This is a genomic window from Roseateles koreensis (assembly GCF_028595305.1).
Classification (GTDB): Bacteria; Pseudomonadota; Gammaproteobacteria; order Burkholderiales; family Burkholderiaceae_C; genus Paucibacter_A; species Paucibacter_A koreensis.
The window spans coordinates 103,570-125,656 of sequence record NZ_JAQQXS010000013.1; the positions used below are offsets into that span (position 1 = coordinate 103,570).

A 22,087-nucleotide genomic window follows, 5' to 3' on the forward strand; every position below is an offset into this window, starting at 1 on the left:
TTCAGCCATCAAGCGCAGCCCTTTGTCAGTCATTTTGGAAGTCATGATGTTTGAAGCGACCCTGACCGTTGATCGTGAATTTGAAATCGCGCCGCTGGACCGGCGCATGTTCGGGATTTTTGTCGAGCACATGGGGCGCTGCGTCTACACCGGCATCTACGAGCCCGGCCACCCGACAGCCGATGCCCAGGGCTTTCGAGGCGATGTGGCGGCGCTAACGCGTGAACTCGGCGCCACCCTGGTGCGCTACCCCGGCGGCAATTTCATGTCGGGCTACAACTGGGAAGATGGCGTCGGCCCGCGTGAGGACCGCCCTGTGCGCCTGGACCTGGCCTGGTACTCCACCGAAACCAATCAGGTCGGCACCAACGAGTTCATGGCCTGGTGCAAAGACGTGGGCATGGAGCCCATGATGGGCGTCAACCTCGGCACGCGCGGCCCGGATGAAGCGCGCCATTTCCTGGAGTACTGCAACCATCCGGGCGGTACGGCCTTGTCGGAGCTGCGCAAGTCGCACGGGGCCGAACAGCCGCATGCGGCCAAGCTCTGGTGCCTGGGCAATGAGATGGACGGCCCCTGGCAGATCTGCCGCAAGACGCCCGAAGAGTACGGCCGCATGGCACTCGAAGCCGGCAAGCTGATGAAGATGGTGGACCCAACGATCGAGCTGGCCGCCTGCGGCTCATCCGCGCACGACATGCCGACCTACGGCATCTGGGAGGACCGCGTGCTGGAGCATTGCTTCGACGTGGTGGACTACATCTCCCTGCACACCTACTTTTCCAAGTACAAGAGCGCGGCGGCGATGAATGCAGGCTCACAAGACCCGGCGGACCTGATGAGCACGCCGGAGTTCTTCTCGCAGATCGACACCACCGGCCATTTCATCGACGAGATCGTGGCGGTGGCCGACGCGGTGGCGGCACGCCGGCATTCCAAGAAACGCATCATGTTGAGCTTCGACGAATGGAATGTCTGGTATCGCGCTCGCCATGCTGAACACCTCAAGCCGACCGGATGGCCGCAGGCACCGCGCCTGCTTGAAGAGCTCTACAACACCGAAGATGCCTTGCTGATTGGCGGCGTGCTGACAACGCTGATGAACCACGCCGATCGGGTCAAGGTGGCCTGCATGGCGCAGTTGGTCAATGTGATTGGCCCCATCATGACCGAGCCCGGCGGCCCGGCGTGGCGGCAAACCATTTTCCACCCCTTCGCGCAGGCGGCCCGTTGGGCGCGCGGCACCGTGCTGCAGCCGGTGCTGCGCTCGCCCGGCTACACCCATGCCAGCCACGGCGAGCTGCCCTATCTGTGCGCCAGCGTGGTGGACGACGCCGAAAGCGGCACGACGGCCCTGTTTTTGCTGAACCGCAACCTGACGGACAGCATGGCCCTGACGGTGAATCTGCGCGGGCTCGGCGCCTCGCGTGAGTTGGTCGAGGCCAGCCAGCTGCACCACCCCGATCTGCAAGCCTGCAACACCCAGAGCGACCCCGACCAGGTTGCCCCCAGCCCATTGGCGAAGAACGCGATTGAAATTGAAGGAGAGAGCATGCGCATCACCTTGAAACCGGCGTCCTGGAACGTGATCGTGACCCGATCAAACGACCGACCAGGGCAGAGGTCCAGCGCCGCATGAACTGAGCCCCGGGGCAAATCCGCCCCGTCCGTGCCGCTGAAGTGAAGACCTGTTTGTTCAGGTCTGAGCCGCAGCATTGTCCGAAATTTGTAAACCCATTCGCATGAACGAACCCATGAACACGCAAGTTGCTGCCCCTGCCGCTGGTTCCGCCGCCTGGTGCAATCCGGTGGTGCCGCAGCGCGCTGATCCGCATCTGTCCCTGCATGATGGACGTTATTGCTTCACCGCCTCGGTGCCCGAGTTCGACGCCATCGAGCTGCGTGTGTCCGCCGATCTGGCTGGCTTGGCGGAAGCCCCCGCCCATCGCATCTGGACCCGCCACGCACAAGGCCCCATGAGCTGCCATGTGTGGGCGCCGGAGCTGCACCGGGTGGATGGGCGCTGGATCGTCTACTTTGCCGCGAGCGAGGTGGGCGACATCTGGAAGCTGCGCATGTATGTGCTCGAAAACAGCCATGCCGATCCCTTGCAAGGGGAGTGGGTCGAGCGCGGCCAGATCGCCACGCCGATGGACACGTTTGCGCTGGACGCCACTCGCTTCGAGCATGGGGGCCGTGCCTACCTGTGCTGGGCGCAGAAGGACCCGGCCATCGCCGGCAACACCAATCTCTACCTGGCCGAGTTGGCCAATGCCTGGACGCTGAAGGGCGCGCCGGTGCGCATCAGCCAGCCTGAGCTGCCTTGGGAGTGCATCGGCTTTCTGGTCAACGAGGGGCCGGCCATGCTGCGTCGGCATGGCCGCGTCATCGTCAGCTACTCCGCCAGTGCCACCGACGCCAACTACTGCATGGGCCTGCTGTGGGCCGATGAACACGCTGATCTGCTCGACCCCGCTGTTTGGCACAAATCGCCGACGCCGGTGTTCGTCAGTGGAAATGGCCAGTTTGGCCCCGGCCATAACAGCTTCACGACCACGCCTGATGGGCAAACCGATTTGCTGGTGTACCACGCCCGCAATTACCGCGAGATTGACGGCGACCCGCTGTTTGACCCGAACCGCCATACGCGGATTCAAGCCTTTGCCTGGACGGCAGAGGGATTGCCTGATTTCGGCGCCCCCGTGGCCGATGGCGCCTGCACGGCGCAGAGCCCCGGGGCCGCTGCCCGATTGAAAGAACCCGCTCTTTGAAGTTCCGGCCCGCTGGACGGCGCATCCAGCCACGGCCTCACACCTGGCGCAGAACTAAACATACACCGGAGATGACAGACATGAAAAAAGTGAGTCGACCTTTGCCGATTGTGACGTCGCAGCGCCCGCAGCGCCGCATGGCCGCAGGCCTGCCTGCTGGCGCCGTGGCGCTCGCGGCCGCCGCCCTCTTCTCCAGCGCCCAGACTTGGGCGCAGCAGGCGGCTCCTGCCCCTGCGCCCGCTGCTGCTGGCGCCGCCACGCTGGACACCGTGGTGGTCACCGGCGCTCGCCTGGCGGCTGAGAGTGCGCAGAACATCAAGATGAACTCCGACCAGGTGGTGGACTCCATCGTGGCCGAAGACATTGGCAAGTTCCCCGACAAGAACGTGGCGGAAATTCTTGGCCGCGTCACCGGTGTGCAGATCCAGCGTGGCAATGGCGAGGCTGGCAGTGTCATCGTGCGCGGCCTGGGTGGCATCGTGACCTTGCTGAATGGCCGTGAGTTTTTCACCGACTCGGGCCGCAGCCTGTATCTGGCGGACGTGCCTGCCACCATGCTCAAGCGCCTGGACGTGTTCAAGACCCAAGGGGCTGATCTGCCCGAAGGCGGCACGGCCGGCGTGATCGACGTGCGTACCAACCGCCCCTTTGACTTCAAGGACGCGCAGTTGGTCATCAATGGCCGCATGGAAAATCGCGACAAGGCCAAGGCCAACAACCCTGACCTGAGCGGCATGGCCTCCAACCGCTGGAAGACCAATCTGGGCGAAGTGGGCGCCTTGGTCGGCCTGTCTTATCAGCGTGGCGTGTATCACGACGAACGCGCCTGGGTGGGTGACCCGGCGACTGAAAACTACAACGGCCAGAGCATCGTGGGTTCCTGCTGCATGGGCCGAGTGCTCGACCTGGGCGACCGCAAGCGCATTGCCAGTAACGCCGCGTTGCAGTGGAAGCCGAACGCCGACATGGAGTTCTTCGCCGAGGCCTTCTACACCACCATCGATCACCGCTATCAGCAGTCATTTTTGGTGGCGGGCCTGCCCTGGGATCAGGCGGGCACGGTGGTCACCACCAAGCCAGGTACGAGCAATCTGGACACGATCTACAACACCAGCTACAACGGCTGGGGTTTCACGTCCACCCAGGCCAAGCATGACGAGGCGACCAACGGCCAATACGCCATCGGCGGCCATTGGGACGTGAATGACCGCCTGCGCCTGAGCACCGAGCTTGCGCACACCAACAGCCATATTGACTGGGTCAACCGCATTCTCGACACCGGCTACAACCCGACCAACACAATTGGCAAGGTGCAAGACGGCGGCGGCTTCATCGACTATCCCACCATGGACCTCACCAATGCGTCCAATTTCCACATCAACGGGGGCGTGGACGTTCGGGGTTATCGTCAGGGCGACTCAAACGACTGGCGAGCCGACGCGGTGTATGACATGGGCACCGGCAACTTCTTCCAGGAGTTGAGCACCGGCGTTCGCGTGGCCGACCGCCATGCCACGGCGACCAACACCAGCATGCCCTGGACGACGTCCTTCGCTGCTGTCGGCCAGACGCTGTCGAACTACCCCGGTATTTACTCGGTGTCGCCCGCCACTTGGGGCAACTTCGGTGTCAAGCAGTACGCCTATGCCGACCGTGATTGGTTGCTGAACAACGGCGACGCCTTCCGCAAGATGCTCACCGGCAGCACGGCGCTGACCCCGTACGACCCGCTGACCCTGTTCGACGATGTCGAGAAGACGAGCGCGATTTACGGCAAGGCCAAGTTCGGTTTCCACCTGTTCGGCCTGCCCATCAGCGGGGTGGCAGGTGTGCGCGTGGTCCGAACCGAGCAAACTTTGAAGGGCAACTCCAGCACCGACGGCGTGGTGTCGGCAGTGAATCTGGACACCGCACGCACCGATGTGCTGCCCAGCCTGGCACTGCGGGCGGAGTTCACGCCCAAGTTGATCGGCCGCCTGATCGCGGGCCAGGCCATCGAGCGTCCGGCCTTTGGCGACTACAACCCCGGGCCTGATCTTGAACTCGCCCGGCGGTGGCGTCACCTACGGCAGCGGCTCGGCCGGCAATCCGAATCTCAAGCCCACCGAGTCGACCAATCTGGATGTGGCCCTGGAGTGGTATTTTGCTCGCACGGGTTCGGTGACGGGTACGGTCTTCCAGCACAATTTCAAGAACCGCGAAATCTGGCAGACGCAGACCGAAACGCATGGGGCTTACCAATACTTGGTGAATCGGCCTTACAACCTGAACAAGGCTGACTTGCATGGATTCGAGCTGAGCTATCGTCAGTTCTATGACTTCCTGCCCGGCTTCCTTGGCGGCTTTGGTCTGGAGGCGAACTTCACCTACATGACCGGCAACCAGACCAGCCCGACCGGTGTGACCACGGCCTTCTTGGGCCAGTCTGAAACGGCCTACAACCTGGTCGGCCTGTACGAGCGCAACGACATTTATGGCCGCCTGGCCTACAACTGGCGTTCGAGCTTCTTGGCCGAGTCGCCCTACCGCTCGACCGGACGCGATCTGTACGTGGCACCGCTGGCCACGCTGGACGGATCGCTGGGTTACAACGTCAACAAGAACATGACGGTGTCGATGGACGTGACCAACCTGTTGAACCAGGCTTACCACGACTACTTCGATAAGAACCCGTCCTTGATCCGCGACGTGCGCTACTACGACCGCACGGTGGGTGTGTCGCTGCGTTGGAAGATGTAAGCAAGCCGTCGAACCTGAGGGTTTGACTTTTGGGGCGTGGTGTTCCGCTGGGAACCCATGCCCCCTTTGATTTTTCGTTCGCCGCGTGCTGCTTGGGCACCTGCGGCGACGCACTGCTCGAAGCCCGACTCAAGGCCGCGCCATGTCAAATCTCATTCGAATCCTGTGGGCCCTGGCCGCCAGCTTTGCGCTGGGGCCCGCCTGGGCTGCCGCGCCCACCACCCTGCGCAGCCCTGATCGCCATCTGCAGGTGCAGGTGTGGGTCTCTCCTGAGGGGGAGATTCGCTACACGGTGCAGCGCGATGGCCGCATGGTGTTGCTGGACTCGCGCCTGGGCCTGCAGCTGGAAGGGGCCGATCTGAGCACAGACATGCGGTTGACTGGCGCCACGGCCCCGCAGCGCCAGTTGACGCAATACCGCATGGCCACGGGCAAGCAGTCTCGCATCCGTGCCGAGGCGATGCAGCAGGTGTTGCACTTCATCAACGCGCAGCATCAGCATTTGGACTTGTGGCTGCGCGTGGCCAATGACGGTGTGGCTTTTCGTTATGGGGTGCCCCCTTTGGTGAGTGGGCAGCCAAACCGCTTCGTGGCGGAGCTGAGCAGCTTTCACTTTGATGCGCAGGCGAGGGCCTGGCTGCAACCCATGTCGGTGGCCAAGACGGGGTGGATGCGCACCAACCCCTCTTACGAAGAACATTACGCGATGGACACGGCGGTGGGCAGCCCTTCGCCCTCGGCTGCGGGCTGGGTGTTTCCGGCCTTGTTCAAGTCAGGGGACGACTGGGTGGCGCTGACTGAAGCCGACATGGACGGCAGCTTTCATGCTTCGCGTCTGCAGCCGCAGTCGCCAGGGGGCGAGTACCGCCTGGGTTTGCCGATGGCGAGCGAGGTGTTCACCGACGGGCGTCTGCTGGCGCAAAGCCCGCCGGGCCAGGCCTTGCGCACGCCGTGGCGGGTGATTGCCGTGGGCAGTTTGCCGACCCTGGTGGCCTCGACCCTGGGAACAGATCTGGCGGCGCCGGCCATCGCGTTTGATGCCTCCCGCGTTCAGCCCGGCCATGCCAGCTGGAGCTGGGCTTTGTTAAAGGATGAGGCCACTGTTTTTGAGGTGCAAAAGCGCTTCATCGACCACGCCGCCGACATGCACTGGAACTACACCTTGGTCGACGCCGACTGGGACCGCAAGATCGGCGATGCGCGCATCCAAGCCTTGGTGGACTACGGCGCGTCGAAAGGCGTGGGCCTGCTGCTTTGGTACAACTCGTCCGGCGCCTGGAACGATACCGAGTACTCACCCAAAGGCCAGTTGCTGACGCGCACGCAGCGGCGACATGAATTTGCGCGTTTGAATGCGATGGGCGTCAAGGGTGTGAAGATTGATTTCTTCCCCGGTGACGGGCAATCGGCCATTCAGTACTACGTCGACATTTTGAATGATGCGGCCGAGTTCGGCCTGTTGGTCAACTTCCACGGGGCCACGCTGCCACGCGGCTGGCAGCGCACCTACCCGAACTTGATGAGCATGGAGGCGGTGAAGGGGCTGGAGTACACCACCTTCACCCAGGCCGACCAAGACGCGGTGCCGCGTCACGTGGCCATGTTGCCCTTCACCCGCAATTTGTTTGACCCCATGGACTTCACGCCGCTGGTGCTGGCGGATATTCCGGGCATTCGCCGCGCAACGCTCAATGGCTTTGAGTTGGCGGAGAGTGTATTGATGCTGTCCGGCATCCAGCACTTTGCCGAAACGCCGGAGGGCATGGCCACGGCGCCGGGCTTTGCCAAGCAGTTTTTGCAGACGCTGCCGCGCCAGTGGGATGAGGTGCGTTTATTGGCTGGTGAGCCTGGGCGTTATGTGGCGCTGGCGCGGCGTGCTGGAAGCCGCTGGTTTGTGGCCGGCCTGAATGCGGAAGACACCGAGATCATCCTGACGCTGGATCTGGACTTTCTGAAAAAGATGCGCGGCAAGATGATCACCGATGAGCCGAGTCGCGGGCCACGTGCGCTTCAGCAATCGGTGTTGAAGGCCAGCGGCAAGTCAGTGCTCAGGTTGGTGAGCCATGGCGGATTTGTTGCGGTGTTTGAGCCGGTGCGGCCGTGAGCGGGTGGGTGTGTTACGGGGGTGCGGTGCGTTGAGTCCTGCCCCATGCAAAAATGGCGTTCGCCGTAATGAATGCCGTAATGAATGCTGTAACTACCGCCAGAACGAATCCAGAACGAATTCGGAACCAGAGACTGTCATGAAATCCCGCGCTGACCATTCCACCTACAAGCTCAAGCCGGAAGGCAAAAGCATGCATGGCCGCATCGTTCGCGAATTAGGGCAAAGCATCGTCTCAGGGGCGCTCATGCCCGGCGACCGCTTGCCCGCCGAGGCCGTGCTGCTCGAAAAATATGAAGTCAGCCGGCCGGTGCTGCGTGAAGCGGTGCGTGTGCTGGTGGCCAAGGGCTTGGTGGTGTCCAAGCAGCGTGCCGGCGCCATCGTGCGGCCGCGCAATGAGTGGCATCTGTTGGACCCGGACGTGCTGTACTGGTTGATTCAAGCCAAGCCGCAACGGGAGTTTGTTCAGACGCTGATGGAGGTTCGCCGAATTTTCGAACCGGCCGCAGCCGCCTTGGCCGCTAAGGCCGCCAGCGAAGAGCAGTTGCGCAGCATTGCTACCGCCTACGCGGGCATGGAGGCCGCGGCCACCACCGAGGAATTGCTGGAGCCCGACCTCGCCTTTCACCGGCGCATTGCCGAGGCCACAGGCAACGACTTGCTGGCGTATATCGGCAATATGCTTTCGCTCGCCCTGCGTGAATCCATCGTGCTGAGCAGCCAGTTGCCTGACACCCATGCGCTCTCGCTGCCGCGACACAAGGCCATTTTGACGGCCCTGCGTAATCGCGATCCGTTGGGTGCACGCCAGGCCACGCTGGTGCAGTTGGAAGAGACGGGCGATGATTTGTCCACCATTTTGTCCAGCGCCGTGCAGCTCGCCTGAGCTGGCGCCCGGCCGACGAAATTCCTGAATGGACAACAGCAGCCCGAATCCCAACTGGTTTTTGCGCGCGCGGCTCAAAACCCGCCAATTGCTTTTGCTGGTAGCGCTGGACGAGGCGCGCAGCATCCACCGTGCAGCCGAACAGTTATGCATGACGCAGCCTGCCGCGTCCAAGCAACTCAAAGACCTGGAGGACATGCTGGAGGTGCGCTTGTTTGAGCGACTGCCTCGCGGCATGGAGCCCACGGTGTATGGCGAAACCATGATCCGCCACGCCCGCATGGCTTTGACCAGCCTGTCGTTGGCGCACGAAGACATCGTGGCGCTCAAGGCCGGGCTGACCGGCCAGGTCGAGATCGGCACCATCATGGCACCGGCCATGAGCCTTCTGCCGCGCGCCATTGCCCGCGTCAAGCAAGAAGCGCCGCTGCTGCGCATTGGCGTGCAGATGGAAACCAGCAAGGTGCTGCTCGACATGCTGCAGCGCGGCAGCCTGGATTTCATGATCGGGCGCATGCCTGAGGACGAAGGTTCGGCGGGGCTGAATTACGAGGAGTTGACGGACGAGCCAGCCTGCGCGGTGGCCCGCATCGACCACCCCTTGATGAGCGCCGGCCACTTGCAACTGAGCGACCTGGCTCAGCAAGCCTGGATATTGCCGCCGCCAGGTAGCGTGCTGCGCCACCGCTGGGATTTGATGTTCCGCCGCGCTGGCCTGGAGCCGCCGGTGAACGTGGTCGACACCACCGCCTTGCTGCTCATCATGGCCTTGCTGCATCAAAGCGACGCCATTCATGTGATGCCCGTTGAGGTTGCGCGTTATTACGCATCGATGCGGGTGCTGAGCATTTTGCCCATCGAGCTGCCTTGCAAGATGGACGCCTTTGGCATCATCACCCGGCAAGATCATTTGCTCTCGCCCGCAGCCGAACATTTGCTGCGGGTGCTGAGGGTGGAGGCAGGCTTCATGTACGCCGCGCCCCTGGTGCCCTGAACGTGCGCTCGCTCAACGCGCGCCGGCCTTGCAGGCGGGCGTGGGGTTGGCTGTGGGGCCGGCCTTTGTTTTGGGGATGAAGGGGATGCTGCCATCGGCCTGGTAACTGAACTCCTCGACGGCGACTGAGCGGCGAAACTCGGCGCCGCCCGGCAAATCTGCCGTGTGATAGAAGATGTAGCTCTTGCCGTTGAAGTCGGCGATGGCTTGGTGAATGGTCTTGACGTTGCGGTTCACGTCCATGATGACGTTGCGCTTGGTCCAGGGGCCGGTGGCCGTGGGGCCGGTGGCGTAGATGGTTTCTTCCGGAAAGCCCTGTGAGTACGAGAGGTAGTAGGTGCCCTTGTGCTTGTGCAGGTAAGAGGCCTCGGTGAAGGGCTCGATCGGCACGACATGGATGTCACCGTCGATCTCGATCATGTTCGGCTTGAGCTTCACGTATTTCAGCACCGTGTTGCCCCAGTACAGATAGGCTTGGCCGTTGTCGTCGATGAAGATGGCGGGGTCGATATCGTCCCAAAAAATGTCGGTCTGCTTGGTCATGTCGTTGGTGATCAAGGCCGAGCCGCGTGCGTCGACAAAGGGGCCGGTCGGGCTGTCTGACACCGCAACGCCGATGGACAGGCCGGGAACGGTGGCGTGGTCCACGGTGGCGTAGAAGTAGTACTTGGGCTTGCCATTGACGTCGCGGCGGGTGATGTCGGCCGCCCAGGCGCGCCCTTTGGCCCAGGCAAAGCTCAGGGCTTTGACGGGCGAGCCGTGGTCGACCCAGTTCACCATGTCGCAGGTGGACCAGAGATGCCATTCGTTCATCACGTAGTCGGTGTCGGTCGGGCTGGCCTCGTCCACGCCGGTATAGAGGTACACGCGCCCCTCATCCACCAGGGTGGCGGGGTCGGCGGTGAACAGCTGGGGAAACAGCGGGTTGGGGTTGGCTTGCGCGGGCGTGCCCACAAGCAGGCTCAGCCCGAGGCCCAGGCCGACCGCGGCAGCCACGAGTGAAGCGGAGGTGCAGAGAGTTTTTGACATGGTGTATTTTGAAAAATCAGAGGGGGGCTGTTGATCCAGGTCGCCCGATCAGGCCGCCGCCGCCGTGGTGCTGCGACTCAGCAGGCGCTGCACGACGCAGAAGACGAACAACAACCCGCCGATGAAGATCTTGGTCCACCAGGAACTGAGCGAGCCGTCAAAGGCGATCAAGGTTTGAATCAAGCCCAGCGTCAACACGCCCGACAAGGCGCCCGCCACATAGCCATATCCGCCACTTAGCATGGTGCCGCCGATCACCACGGCGGCAATGGCGTCAAGCTCGGTGCCTTGCGCATGCAGGCCGTATCCGCTGAGCATGTAGAAGGAAAACAGCAGGCCGGCCAGCGCTGCGCAAACGCCGCTGAAGGCGTAGATCAAAACTTTGGTACGGCCTACAGGCAGGCCCATCATCAGTGCAGATTGCTCGTTACCCCCGATCGCGTAGACGGCACGGCCAAAGGCGGTCCAGTGCGCGAGCCAGACGCCCGCAACCAGCACCAGCACGGCGATGACGGCGCCCGGCGACACAAAGCCGCCGAAGACGCTCAGCTGGGTTTGCGAGAGGGCGACAAACATTGGCTCGTCAATCGTGATGGAGTTGATGCTGATGAGATAGCACAGGCCGCGAGCCAGGAACATGCCGGCCAGGGTGACGATGAAGGGCTGCAGCTTGAAGAAGTGAATCAGCGCCCCTTGCGCCGCGCCGAACAGCGCGCCCATGAGCAGCACCGCCACCATGACGGCTTGGGGCGGCCAATGGGCCGTTTGCAGCAGCCAGGCCGCCACCATGGTGCTGAGCGCCAAGACGGAGCCGACAGAAAGGTCGATGCCGCCCGACAGGATCACCAGGCTCATGCCGACCGCGATCACCAACAAGAAGGCGTTGTCGATCAGCAGGTTCAGCATCACCTGCACCGAGGCGAAGCCGGCATAACTTGCTGCACCAGTGGCAAACAACAGCAGCATCAAAGCCAGGGCGACCCAGGCGGTGAAGGCCGGTGCGGTGGAGAGGCGGTGCAAAGATTTCAAAAGGGTCGGCATACAGAGTCGGGTCCGCAAGGGGCGGAGGAGGCGGAGATCAAGGGCGCAGGCGCCGCACGTTTTTGCGCCGTGTGGCGTGGCTTCATCGTGAACCCAGGCGCCGCCAGAGTTGCTTGAACTCCGCCGATTGCGACAGGCAGACCACAAAGACCACGCTGGCTTTGACCACCATGTTCACCTCCGGCGGCACGCCCAGCGCGTAGATGGTGTACGTGAGGGTCTGGATGATCAAGGCGCCGATGAAGCTGCCGGCCAGGCTGAACTTGCCGCCCGCCAGCGAGCCGCCGCCCAGCGTGACTGCGAGAATGGCGTCCAGCTCTAGCAGCAGCCCAGCGTTGTTGGCGTCGGCGCTCTTGATGTTGGACGCAATCAACAGGCCCGCCAACCCGGCGCAGGCGCTGCAGAACACATAGACGAAGAAGATCAGCGCGGCGGTGCGGATGCCCGCCAGGCGTGAGGCCACGGGGTTGATGCCCACGGCCTGGATGAACAAGCCCAAGGCGGTCTTGCGCATCAGCCAGGCGGTTAGCGAGAACATGGCGGTGACGACGAACAAGGCCACCGGCAAGCCCAGCAGATAGCCGCCACCGAGGTAGAAAAACGGCGGGTCGTAGACGGTGATGATCTGCCCGTCGGTCAACAACTGCGCCAGGCCGCGCCCGGCCACCATCAGGATCAAGGTGGCGATGATGGGTTGCAGGCCCAAGCCCGCCACCAAGGCGCCGTTCCAGGTGCCGCACAGCAGCGCGGCTCCCATGCCCGCGGCCAACGCCAGTGCTAACGACGCATGGGAGCTGACCAGCAAGGCAGCCAGTGTGCCGGAGATGGCCACGACCGCGCCCACCGACACGTCGATGCCGCGGGTGGCGATCACCAGTGTCATGCCCAGGGCGGCCAGCATCAGTGGTGCGGCGCGGTTGAGGATGTCGATGACGCTGCCGTAGAGGTGGCTGTCTTTGATCTCCAGCCGAAAAAAGCCCGGGATAAAGCACAGGTCAATCAGCAGAAGAAGGGCCAGCGCCGCCAGGGGCCGCAGCAAGGGATGGCCCATGAGGCCTTGGGAAAATCGTGTGGACAGCATGGGCGTGCCGGCAGCGGGCGAGCTTGGCGAGGTGGGAAGGGCGGCGTGCATCAGGCGCTGGCTCCGGCAATCACTTCCAGCAGGCGGCGCTCGTCCAACTCGCCACGGCCGAACTCACCGCCAGCCTTGCGGTCACGCAAGACCATCAGGCGGTCGCTGCAGTGCAAGACCTCGGGCAACTCGGAGGAGATGAACAAGATTGCCATGCCCTGGCCTTCGCTGGTGTGGCTCAGTGCGGTGACGTAGTCCATGATTTCTTCTTTGGCGCGCACGTCGATGCCGCGCGTCGGTTCGTCAAGGATCAGCAGCTGCGGGTCGGTGGCGAGCCAGCGTGCCAGCAGGGCTTTTTGTTGATTGCCCCCGGACAGCAGGCCGATGGGGGTGTCGATATCGGGTGTCTTGATGCCCAGCCGCTGGACAAAGTCTTCGGCCAACGCACGCTGGCGTTGCATGGGCAGGGCGCGGGCCATGCCGCTGCGGGCTTGCAGGGCCAGGATGATGTTTTCGCGCACCGAGAGCGCCAGTACCGCGCCTTCGTGCTTGCGGTCTTCCGAGCAAAAACCGATGCCTGCGGCAATCGCATCGCGAGGCGATTTGAAGGACTGCACGGTGCCCTTGACGGCGATGCTGCCGCTGTCCGCCACGTCGGCACCAAACAGCAGGCGAGCAGTTTCGGTGCGGCCCGAGCCCAGCAGGCCGCAAAGGCCTAACACCTCACCGCGACGGATGCTGAGATCGATGCCCTGCAGTGCCGCGGCGCGGCCCAGGCCTTGGGCCTGGAGAAAGGGGGCGGCTTGTGGCCGGCCGGCGTGGTGAGGGGGGGTGATTGCCAAGGGGCTGGCGGTTGTTTCCGCGGCGGTTGCCGTTGCAGCCCGTCCGGTGGTGACGTGATCGGGCGCGCCAACCATTTTGTTGACCAGCGCGAGGCGGTTCAGCTCGGCGCAGGGATATTCACCCTCGGTTTCGCCGTTGCGCATCACCGTGATGCGGTCGGAGATGGCGTAGGTCTGCTCCAAAAAGTGGGTGACGAACAAAATGGCCATGCCCTGCCCACGCAGTTGGCGCAGGACGCGGAACAGCAGTTGCACGGCAGCCTCGTCGAGGCTCGACGTGGGTTCATCAAGAATCAGCACTTTGGCGGAAATGTTCAGTGCCCGCGCAATCGCCACCATCTGCTGAATGGACAGCGAGTAGCTGGACAGCGGCGCCTTGACGTCGATGTGGATGTCCATATCGGCCAGCAGGCGTCGCGCCTGGGCCTGCATGCGAGCCCAGGCGATGGGGCCGAATTTGCCCAGCAACCCGGCGCTGTGGCGGGGGTAGCGGCCGATGAAAATGTTCTCCGCCACCGACAGATTGGGGCAGAGGTTGACCTCCTGATACACCGTGCTGATGCCCAGGTGCTGTGCATCCTCGGTGGAGTGGGGCGAAATCGCCTGGCCGTCCAGCATCATGTGTCCGGCGTCGGGTGTGTACAAGCCTGTCAGCACCTTGATCAGGGTGGACTTGCCGGCGCCGTTCTGCCCCATCAAGGTGTGCACCTCGCCAGGAAATAGCCGCAAGCTCACGTTGCTGAGCGCCTTGACGCCGGGAAAGCTCTTGTGGATGCCGCTTAGGGCCAGCACCGGCGTGTTCGTCTGGGGTTGGCCGGGGTGGGCCTGACTGGGTGTCATGGTGGGGCGCCGGGCAGGGGTCAGTAGCGGCGGTTTGGCAGTTCTTTGGCGGCCACTTCCGCAGGGAAAACCCCTTCGGTCGTGGTGATGCGCCGGGCCACGGGCTTGCCGGCCACCACATCGCGCGCCAGTTGCATCAGTTGCGGGCCCAGCAGGGGGTTGCATTCGACGGTGACGTTCAGCTTGCCGGCCACCATGGCCTCGAAGGCGCCTTTCACCCCGTCGATGGAGATGATGATGATGTCCTTGCCCGGCTTCAACCCAGCCTCTTCGATCGCCTGGATGGCGCCGATGGCCATGTCGTCGTTGTGCGCGTAGAGCACGTCGATTTTTTTGTCCTTCGCTTTCAGGAAGGCCTCCATCACCTCCTTGCCCTTGGCCCGCGTGAAGTCGCCCGACTGCGAGCGGCTCAGCTTGAGCTTGGGGTTGCTGGCGATGATTTCTTCAAAGCCTTTCTTGCGGTCGATGGCCGGTGCTGAGCCCACGGTGCCCTGCAACTCGACGATGTTCAATTCAGCGTTGGGGGCTTTCTTGGCGAAGTCGAGCAACCAGCGGCCGGCCTTGCGGCCCTCTTCGACAAAGTCCGAGCCGATGAAGGTCACGTACAGCGAAGGGTCGCTGACGCTGACCGCGCGGTCGGTCAGGATGACCGGAATCTTCGCCGCCCGGGCTTCGCGCAGCACCGTGTCCCAGCCCGACTCCACGACCGGCGAGAAAGCGATGACGTCAACCTTCTGCGCGATGAAGCTGCGCAAGGCCTTGACCTGGTTTTCCTGCTTTTGCTGGGCGTCTGCAAACTTCAGCGTGATGCCATCTTTCTTGGCGGCGTCTTTGATGGAGGCGGTGTTCGCGGTGCGCCATTCACTCTCCGCCCCCACTTGCGAGAACCCCATCACCAACGGCTGGGCAGCGCCCGCCCACATGGGGTTGAACAATCCAGCCACCAAGGTGGCGGTGAGTACGGCGCGGCGATTCAGTGTCATGGCGGCAGGGTCTCCAACGGGTTGTGTCGGCTGGCTTGGCGTTCAACAAGGTCGATCAAGACCTCGGTACAAACGCAGCGAGACGCAAGATCGTAGGAGAAGCGCCCATGCAGGGCAAATCACATTTCGCGGCGCAGCCATACCGCTTTCAGCATTGGGGATAACCTTGAATGTCTGCGGCGTGACAACGTTGTGATCAATTCTTGACGGCACTGTGATGACCCTGTGATGACGCGATGACGGCTCGGTGTCACTAATTTGCGCTTCATGAGCCGTATGGCATTGTCGAGAAAATTTACAAAATTTCTCCTATGCTGAGCGCCTTGGCCGAACGCGCCGCGACGAGCCTTGTAGGCCTTGAAGATTCCTCATTCGGGTGTGGAAGTTGCTTGGTTGTTCGTTGTTCTTTCCATCCTGTGCGGAGACATTTCCCATGACGTTCAAAACACTGTTTGCCATCGCCGCCATTGCGGTGACCCCCATGAGCCATGCGGCCTATGTCACCATCGACGAGGCCGGCATGGACGCGGTGTATTCGCAGGCAAGCTTTGGCAGCATGTCTGTGGACATCCGCATCGGCGCGATCACCACCCTGACGATGCCGAGCCTGCTCAATATCGACACCGATGCCAAAGTGAACACCTTATTCAGCCAGCACGTCGGGGCCAGCAATGTGGTGGACTTCTACTATGTTGACACCGTGGACTCGTGTGGCGGCTTCAACACCAGCATCATTGGTTGTGGTGAGGTGGGCGGCAATAACTTTGTGGTCGAATCGATCTGGGCCGCCAACACCACGGTGCCTACGGGCGGCAACATCAGCTACGGTGTGCAGCTGCTCTCGCACGAGTTGGGCCATAACCTGGGCCTGGGCCACCGCAGTGGCAACGACCTGATGAACTCCTTTATCAATGGCTTCATGGACCTGAATGCGAGCGAGGTCAGTACCATCTTGTCCAGCCCGTTGGTGCAGACGGACAGCACCGGCCAGCGGTTCATCCAAATCGATCCGGTGCTGGTGCAAGCGACGGTCACAGTGGTACCTGAGCCCGGCACCTTCGCCCTGTTGTCGCTGGGCCTGTTGGCCACCGTATGGGTGTCTCGCCGGGCCCAGAACGAGCGTTGATCGCTCAGACCGCCAAGGTACTCAGGACGCTCTGAGATGAAAAAGGCCCCGCTGAGCGGGGCCTTGTCATTGGGTCAGCCGGGCGGCCAATGGGTCAATCGTTGTCACCGTCGTCGTCGTCATCACCGTCGCCGCCGTGGCGGCGGGTCAGGGCGTTCACCAAACCAGCGCTGGGCGTGCCCCAGCCGGTAGCCAGGTCCCAACCCGTGCCGGCGGTGTAGCCGGTGACGCCGTCAAAACTGTTGTCGCCCACAGTCACGTCATGCGTGACGTTCGCGAGGGCGCCGCGCTGGCCCAGTTTGTAGAGCTTTTTGTTGAGAAAGCCCAGGGGCTTGTGCCGGACTTGGTTGGCCACAGCGGTTATGCCGGCCCATTGCGGCGCGCTGGCGCTGGTGCCACCGAAAATGTAGAAGCCGTTGCTGCTCCCCAAAAAACCCAGCCGCACGATGACGCCGCCAAAGACGCCCGCGTTGTAGGCCACGTCAGGGTAGCCACGGTGCCCCTTGAGTTGCGAGCGTATGGCGCGCGGCAGGGCGTCTTCCTGGTAGTCGGGCAGGCGGAAGGCCGCGCTGATGCCGCCACCCCCGGCACCATAGCCGTCGTTCCACACCACTTCGCCCTGGTAGCTGCCATTGGGGTCGGCATTTGTGGTGCTGCCGAAGAAGAGGTTGGTACCGCCCACCGAGGTCACATTGGGCGAGGAGGCCGGGTACTCGGCCACCGGTTTGGGCTGGGTGACGCCGTTGATGTCGTAGCTGGATGCGCCAGAATCACCGGCGGACACCAGCACTGAAATCTTGCGGTCGATGGCCCGGCGGTAGCTGGCCTCGTTGTCGGCCAGGCTCTTGCGGCCGGCACTGTCTTGCAGTAGCGCCAATTCGGACTCGCCAAAGCTTTCGGAGATGATGTGCCCCAACTTGTTGTTGATGGCGTAGTTTTGCGCGGCCAGGATGTCGGCATCATTGTTGGAGGCTGCCACCACCACCACGATCTTGGCGCCCGGTGCGATGGCATGAGCCCATTGCACATCGAGGCTGGTTTCTTCAGCCCAACCCAGTTGGTTCGAGTCGCTGTAGTTGAAGGGCAGTGTGCCCGGCATGGTGATTTGTTGCAGCGACGGTGGTGGAGGCAGGCCGAATGCGGCGTCGAAGGCGTCCAGGTCGGCCTGCAAGGTGGGGCTACCGTAGGCATCGATGATGACGATGGTTTGGCCTGAGCCGTCATAGCCTGCATTGATCAACTGATCCATGCCGTAGGCCTTGCGGATGGCACTGGGGCCGTAGCAGGGTAGTCGGGTGCCGGTGAAAGAACGCAGCTCACAACCAAACACGGCGTTGGCCGTGGGGGTGGCCAGCACATCGGCGGCATCTGAGCGGACGGAGTGTGGTTTGAGTTGCCCACCGTAGGCACCCGAGCAGGCCAGGGCGAGGGCGGTGAGGCAGCCGATCAACGGCGCAACACCTGAACGAGCCGGCTTTGCTGTGGGCAAGCCTTGGTGCTCGTGGCCATTCTGCTGAGAAAGATCGTGCATGAATGAACTCCTGGATGAGGAGGTCGCAATGTAGCAGTGGGGCCCTTGCGGGGACGATCAGGGAAAACGAGTCCTCGATATAGGGGGTGCTTATTCTTGAAAAATCCGGCGCTTTGAACACGGTGCGATGGGGCGTTACTTCAGCAGACGCAAACCATACAGGCCACCCGCGATGGAGTCAGGCTCGGCGACGAATTTGACCTGCAGTTTGCCCTGCGAGTTTTCGACCAGCTCAGGCGGAATTTCGTAGTCGAGCGCATAGATCTCGTCGCCGGCGGGTGCTTTCAACTCAATGGTGCTGAGCCATTGCCCGTTGATGAAGAGCTTGAAGCGGCGGCCTGCGTCAAGCGTTGAAAAGCTCAGGCGCAGGGCTTTTGCTTGCCGAGTGGGGTCGCTCAGCTCATAACTGAACCAGCCCCTGGCATGACGCCAGCGTGCGCTTTTATTGATGCCAGACTCAACGCCCTCGCCTTTGAAGAAATGGTCGGACTCGGGCTGTTGCTCGCCCGGCGCCACTTGGTCGATGGTTTGGGCATCCAGGGCCAGGCGGTCATGCTCGGCGCGTGCCGTGGCCGCTTGCAGCGCGGGCAATTCGGCGGGCGTGGAGTGGGCCCAGTAAATCATGTAGCGCGAGTCATGCAGGCGGAAGAAGGGGATCAGCCGTAGCTTCACCGCGTTCTTGCCCCGGATCAGACCCGGCGCCGTGAAGGTCAGCGGTTCGCCAGCCACCGGCTTGAAGTACTTGATGAAATGGCGTGTATCGCTGACAAACAGCGGGGCCGCCTCCTGCGGGTAGACAGGGCCTTGCGCAATGTGGCCCATGCGCGAGTCGTCGGCCAGCACCTTGAGATGCTCGCCCACAAACCCTTCGGTCTTGGCTGCCAACACAATGGGGCCGTGTAGCACCGCATAGGTGTTGGCCATGCCGGGCATTTGCTCCAGTTGGGTGCGCATCGGCAGCTCAATGTCCACCTGGTCGCCGGCGGCCCAGTTGCGCCGTATTTCGACATAGTCCCCGGGCCGGGTCTTGACGGCAAAGGCGCGCCCATTGATCTTGATCCGCAACTGGCCCGGTGCCACCCAGGCGGGGTAGCGGATCCGCAGGCCGAAGTGGTTTTGCGCCTCCTGCAGGGTGATGCGGCTGCGTCCTTCATCGGGGAAACGGGTGCTTTGGGTGAGGTGCAGATGGCGTTCGCGCCAATGCAGGGTCGATGCAATGAAGAGGTTGACGGAGACGCTGTCTTCGTCATGCGTGTAGATGAACTCCCCGTACTTGGCCTGGCTCTCCAGCCCCGAACCCACGCAGCACCACATGCCCTGGTCCACCTGTGAGTAAACCCGGTAATGATTGGGCCGCATCGGCGTGAAGTAAGCAAAGCCCCCAGTGCCGGGGCGCTGCGAGGCGAGGATGTGGTTGTAGAGCGCGCGCTCGTAGTAGTCGCCATACTGCGCTTGCCTGGCCCCGGTGCTCTCACTGAGAAACAGCAGCTGGGTCAGCTTGAGCATGTTGTAGGTGTTGCAGGTCTCGGGGCCTTCCACTTCGTCCAGCATCGGTTGAAAATTGCCGGCGTCATGGAAGTGCTCGCGCACGCTGTTGCCGCCAATCGCCACCGTGCGGTGGTCGTGCACCGTTTGCCAGAAAAAGCGCGCCGCCCGCAGCCAATCGGCATCGCCGCTGAGGTCGGCCACGCGTTTGAAGCCGATCACTTTGGGGATTTGGGTGTTGGCGTGCAGGCCGGTCAACTCATCGCGCTGCTCAATCAGGGGTTGCAGCAGCGCGTGGTGCGAGAACTTCTGCGCCAACTGCAGGTATTGCGCGTCGCCGGTGATTTGGGCCACATCGGTCAGCACTTCGTTCATGCCGCCGTGTTCACTGCGCAGCATGTCCTGCCACTGGGCGTCGCTCAAATTGCGGGTGAGCCGCAGCGCCCAATCGCTCAAGGCGACGAGCATCCGGCGGGCCTCGTCGTTGCCGGTCAGCAACCAGGCGTCGCGCAGGCCGGCAAAGGTTTTGTGCAGGTTGTACCAAGGGACCCAGCGGCCGTTGACGGAGAAGTTGTCGACCTTGAGTTGGCCCTTGGCTACCTCTGCCCAGGCAGCGTCGCCATCAGGGATGCCGCCCAGATAGCCGTTGCCATGGGCGATTTGGGCCCGTCGAAGTTCGGCCACGAAATAGTTCAGGCGCTGCCGCACTTCTGCGTCGCCGGTGGCCCCCACCATCAAGGCCAACGCGGAGAGGTAGTGGCCTCCCATATGGCCGTCCAGGCCGGTCGACTCCCAGTTTCCATAACTGGGAGATTTGACGGGTAAGCCCGCCTCACGCAAAAAGGGTGCGGCCAGGCGGTCGGGGTCCAGCGCGAGGAGGTAGTGGAGATCGGTAGTCTGGGCGTCGAAAAACGGGCCGGGGCTCAAGCGCACATCCGCCGCCGGGAACAACTGCGCCGGCGGCTTGATGTCGGCCGTCGTGGCCATGGTCGGGCTCAGGCAGGCGCCCAGCAGCAGCACGAGCCAGCGCCGTTTCAGCGAGGCCTTGGCCGCCGCCCGTGCATTGCGGGTTGCCGTCACCAGATCAGTTTCCCGTTCGGGCTGCCCAAATCGACACCCCGCCAAGGGACTGCGCCGAGAAGGTGATGGCAAAGGCGCTGGCATTGGTATTCCATTGGCGTGACAACACGCCGTTGAAGCTGCTGCCATCGCTGAGCGTGATGTTGATCTTGTTGCTGCCTTTGTGCGTCCAGGTGCCGGTGTTGGCGCCGCTGACGCTGCCGTCCGCTGCCAAGGTGATCGCGGCAGAGGTTTTCAGCGTGGTACTGATGTCTTTGCCGTGGTTGATCATCTTGTAGGTACCCGGCACCTCGCTGCTGACCACCGCTGTGGCTTGGGCAGGCGTGCTCAGGCTCAGCGGCGCGTAGCGGAAGGGCGCCACCACCAGCCAGCCGTCTTCGTTGAGGAACATCTCGTGGACGCGATTCTCAAAGTACTCGGCCTGACCCGGGAAGCGGGTGTGGAAGATCAAAAAATACTGGCCGGTGCTGGCGTCGCGATAGGCCGAGTTATGGCCCGCTGACACGTAGCCCAGGGCGGTGCCGCTTTCCCCCGTGGTCAGCGCAAATTGGTGGTTACCGAACAGTTTTTGCCCGTAGGGTGCAATGCTGGGGTCGCCGGCTTCCAGCGCGGCGCTGGCGACCACTTTGCTCATGTCGTTGCCGGCGCCGTCAAGGTAGGGGCCGTCGGGGTTCAAGGAGCGGGCGGTGCGCAGGTTGTAGCCTCCGGTTGATGACAGGCCGCCGAATGAGACGAACAGGTAGTAGTACTGGGTCTCGGGGCTGTAGATGACGTAGGAGCCCTCGATGCGCGCGTGGTTGCCGCCCATCAGGTGTTTGCCATAACCCTGTCCCGCCACGGGCATGCCAGTATTTTCATCCATTGCCAAGATGAAGATGCCGCCGGAGTAGGAGCCGTAAATCATCCACAGCTTGCCGCTGGCGTCGTGGAAGACCGCCGGGTCGACCGTGTTGGGGTGTTTGGTGGCGTCGTAGACAGTGCCGTCAGGGCTGGTCAGGCCCCACATGCCCGACTCCAAAAAGATCTGCTTGTTGACGAAGGGGCCGGTGACGGTGTCTGCCACCGCCACGCCCAGGGCCGAGCGCGGCGAGTCGCCTTTGCAAGAGTTGTAATAGAAGTAGTACTTGCCGTCGGCCAGTTGGGCCATGTCAGGCGCCCAAAGGTCGGTCACCGTGGTCCAGGCAAAGGTGTCGGCCAGCACGGTGGTGACTTTGTTGAACAGCGGGTTGTTGTCGTCCACACCGTTGGCGATCAGGCTCCAGTTCATCAGATCGCTGGATTTGGCGGCGGCCAGATGAGAGCCAAAGATGTAGAAATCGCTGTTGACGCGGATGACTGACGGGTCATGCACCGAGATGTTGGCGAAGCTCAGCGGCGTTTGGGTGGGCACGGGTGCCGGTGTGGGGGCGGGTGTTGGCGCAGGCGTTGGCGTTGGCGCGTTGGCGCTGCCGCCACCGCCGCCGCCGCAACCGGGCAGCCCCAGGGTGGCAGAGGCCGCTGCGCTGGCCAGGATGAATTGGCGGCGTGATGCCATTGCGTAGGGCTTGATCATCTGCTCGCTCAT

The 22,087-nt window shown here is 62.8% G+C and carries 15 protein-coding genes and 1 pseudogene; 8 read left to right on the forward strand and 8 right to left on the reverse strand.

All coding sequences use genetic code 11. The features are described from left to right. Positions 1–46 precede the first annotated feature (46 nt). The 7 genes and pseudogenes from arfA (at position 47) to PRZ01_RS14920 (ending at position 9,494) form a co-directional block, all read left to right on the forward strand. Positions 47–1,639 carry an arabinosylfuranosidase ArfA gene (gene arfA / locus PRZ01_RS14890; RefSeq protein ID WP_273597588.1) on the forward strand — a complete coding sequence of 531 codons (1,593 nt, stop codon included), beginning with the start codon at positions 47–49 and terminating at the stop codon, positions 1,637–1,639. 115 nt (positions 1,640–1,754) lie between these two features. Then, positions 1,755–2,771 (forward strand): glycoside hydrolase family 43 protein, encoded by a 1,017-nt coding sequence (locus tag PRZ01_RS14895; RefSeq protein WP_273597589.1) that lies wholly within the window; start codon positions 1,755–1,757, stop codon positions 2,769–2,771. 137 nt (positions 2,772–2,908) lie between these two features. Continuing rightward, positions 2,909–4,807: pseudogene (locus tag PRZ01_RS14900) on the forward strand (TonB-dependent receptor); the annotation flags it as partial. A gap of 1 nt (position 4,808) precedes the next feature. Then, positions 4,809–5,510: a TonB-dependent receptor domain-containing protein gene (locus tag PRZ01_RS14905; RefSeq protein WP_273597590.1), complete on the forward strand. Its 702-nt coding sequence runs from the start codon at positions 4,809–4,811 to the stop codon at positions 5,508–5,510. Between the two features lie 142 nt (positions 5,511–5,652). Continuing rightward, the gene (locus PRZ01_RS14910; RefSeq protein WP_273597591.1) at positions 5,653–7,614 is read left to right on the forward strand and encodes a glycoside hydrolase family 97 protein; all 1,962 of its coding nucleotides are present in this window, start codon (positions 5,653–5,655) and stop codon (positions 7,612–7,614) included. A 139-nt stretch (positions 7,615–7,753) separates the two neighbouring features. Beyond that, on the forward strand, positions 7,754–8,500 hold the full coding sequence (locus PRZ01_RS14915) for a FadR/GntR family transcriptional regulator (protein WP_273597592.1): 747 nt from the start codon (positions 7,754–7,756) through the stop codon (positions 8,498–8,500). 28 nt (positions 8,501–8,528) lie between these two features. Further along, entirely contained in the window at positions 8,529–9,494 is a 966-nt protein-coding gene (locus PRZ01_RS14920; protein WP_273597593.1) for a LysR family transcriptional regulator, read from the forward strand. A 12-nt stretch (positions 9,495–9,506) separates the two neighbouring features. Here the strand turns inward: PRZ01_RS14920 and PRZ01_RS14925 are convergent, their stop codons facing one another. The 5 genes from PRZ01_RS14925 to PRZ01_RS14945 form a co-directional block, all read right to left on the reverse strand. Next, positions 9,507–10,523: a glycoside hydrolase family 43 protein gene (locus PRZ01_RS14925; RefSeq protein ID WP_273597594.1), complete on the reverse strand. Its 1,017-nt coding sequence runs from the start codon at positions 10,521–10,523 to the stop codon at positions 9,507–9,509. A 48-nt stretch (positions 10,524–10,571) separates the two neighbouring features. Beyond that, positions 10,572–11,564 (reverse strand): galactofuranose ABC transporter, permease protein YjfF, encoded by a 993-nt coding sequence (yjfF, locus tag PRZ01_RS14930; RefSeq protein ID WP_273597595.1) that lies wholly within the window; start codon positions 11,562–11,564, stop codon positions 10,572–10,574. An 82-nt stretch (positions 11,565–11,646) separates the two neighbouring features. Next, positions 11,647–12,645 carry an ABC transporter permease gene (locus PRZ01_RS14935; protein WP_409993858.1) on the reverse strand — a complete coding sequence of 333 codons (999 nt, stop codon included), beginning with the start codon at positions 12,643–12,645 and terminating at the stop codon, positions 11,647–11,649. A 50-nt stretch (positions 12,646–12,695) separates the two neighbouring features. Beyond that, positions 12,696–14,318 carry a sugar ABC transporter ATP-binding protein gene (locus PRZ01_RS14940; RefSeq protein WP_273597597.1) on the reverse strand — a complete coding sequence of 541 codons (1,623 nt, stop codon included), beginning with the start codon at positions 14,316–14,318 and terminating at the stop codon, positions 12,696–12,698. Between the two features lie 20 nt (positions 14,319–14,338). Then, the gene (locus PRZ01_RS14945) at positions 14,339–15,301 is read right to left on the reverse strand and encodes an ABC transporter substrate-binding protein (protein ID WP_273597598.1); all 963 of its coding nucleotides are present in this window, start codon (positions 15,299–15,301) and stop codon (positions 14,339–14,341) included. Positions 15,302–15,734: 433 nt separating this feature from the next. On the opposite strand from PRZ01_RS14945, the gene PRZ01_RS14950 reads away from it, so the two are divergent. After that, on the forward strand, positions 15,735–16,427 hold the full coding sequence (locus tag PRZ01_RS14950) for a PEP-CTERM sorting domain-containing protein (protein ID WP_273597599.1): 693 nt from the start codon (positions 15,735–15,737) through the stop codon (positions 16,425–16,427). Positions 16,428–16,521: 94 nt separating this feature from the next. Here PRZ01_RS14950 and PRZ01_RS14955 read toward each other — a convergent pair whose 3' ends face one another. The 3 genes from PRZ01_RS14955 to PRZ01_RS14965 form a co-directional block, all read right to left on the reverse strand. Next, a complete protein-coding gene (locus tag PRZ01_RS14955) occupies positions 16,522–17,958 on the reverse strand; it encodes a S53 family peptidase (RefSeq protein WP_273597600.1) in 1,437 nt (478 codons plus the stop codon). 135 nt (positions 17,959–18,093) lie between these two features. Continuing rightward, positions 18,094–20,523, reverse strand: coding sequence for a glycoside hydrolase family 127 protein (locus PRZ01_RS14960; RefSeq protein ID WP_338111475.1), 2,430 nt, complete (start codon positions 20,521–20,523; stop codon positions 18,094–18,096). 4 nt (positions 20,524–20,527) lie between these two features. Then, on the reverse strand, positions 20,528–22,087 hold the full coding sequence (locus PRZ01_RS14965) for a glycoside hydrolase family 43 protein (RefSeq protein WP_273597601.1): 1,560 nt from the start codon (positions 22,085–22,087) through the stop codon (positions 20,528–20,530).

What these genes read in the sequence shown, in the direction of transcription:
- PRZ01_RS14955 (WP_273597600.1), bottom strand. Translation starts at nt 17,958, where the DNA reads ATGCACGATCTTTCTCAGCAGAATGGCCACGAGCACCAAGGCTTGCCC.
- PRZ01_RS14950 (WP_273597599.1), top strand. Translation starts at nt 15,735, where the DNA reads ATGACGTTCAAAACACTGTTTGCCATCGCCGCCATTGCGGTGACCCCC.
- PRZ01_RS14940 (WP_273597597.1), bottom strand. Translation starts at nt 14,318, where the DNA reads ATGACACCCAGTCAGGCCCACCCCGGCCAACCCCAGACGAACACGCCG.
- PRZ01_RS14895 (WP_273597589.1), top strand. Translation starts at nt 1,755, where the DNA reads ATGAACACGCAAGTTGCTGCCCCTGCCGCTGGTTCCGCCGCCTGGTGC.
- PRZ01_RS14965 (WP_273597601.1), bottom strand. Translation starts at nt 22,087, where the DNA reads ATGAGCGAGCAGATGATCAAGCCCTACGCAATGGCATCACGCCGCCAA.
- PRZ01_RS14920 (WP_273597593.1), top strand. Translation starts at nt 8,529, where the DNA reads ATGGACAACAGCAGCCCGAATCCCAACTGGTTTTTGCGCGCGCGGCTC.
- arfA (WP_273597588.1), top strand. Translation starts at nt 47, where the DNA reads ATGTTTGAAGCGACCCTGACCGTTGATCGTGAATTTGAAATCGCGCCG.
- PRZ01_RS14945 (WP_273597598.1), bottom strand. Translation starts at nt 15,301, where the DNA reads ATGACACTGAATCGCCGCGCCGTACTCACCGCCACCTTGGTGGCTGGA.
- yjfF (WP_273597595.1), bottom strand. Translation starts at nt 11,564, where the DNA reads ATGCCGACCCTTTTGAAATCTTTGCACCGCCTCTCCACCGCACCGGCC.
- PRZ01_RS14935 (WP_409993858.1), bottom strand. Translation starts at nt 12,645, where the DNA reads ATGCTGTCCACACGATTTTCCCAAGGCCTCATGGGCCATCCCTTGCTG.
- PRZ01_RS14925 (WP_273597594.1), bottom strand. Translation starts at nt 10,523, where the DNA reads ATGTCAAAAACTCTCTGCACCTCCGCTTCACTCGTGGCTGCCGCGGTC.
- PRZ01_RS14910 (WP_273597591.1), top strand. Translation starts at nt 5,653, where the DNA reads ATGTCAAATCTCATTCGAATCCTGTGGGCCCTGGCCGCCAGCTTTGCG.
- PRZ01_RS14915 (WP_273597592.1), top strand. Translation starts at nt 7,754, where the DNA reads ATGAAATCCCGCGCTGACCATTCCACCTACAAGCTCAAGCCGGAAGGC.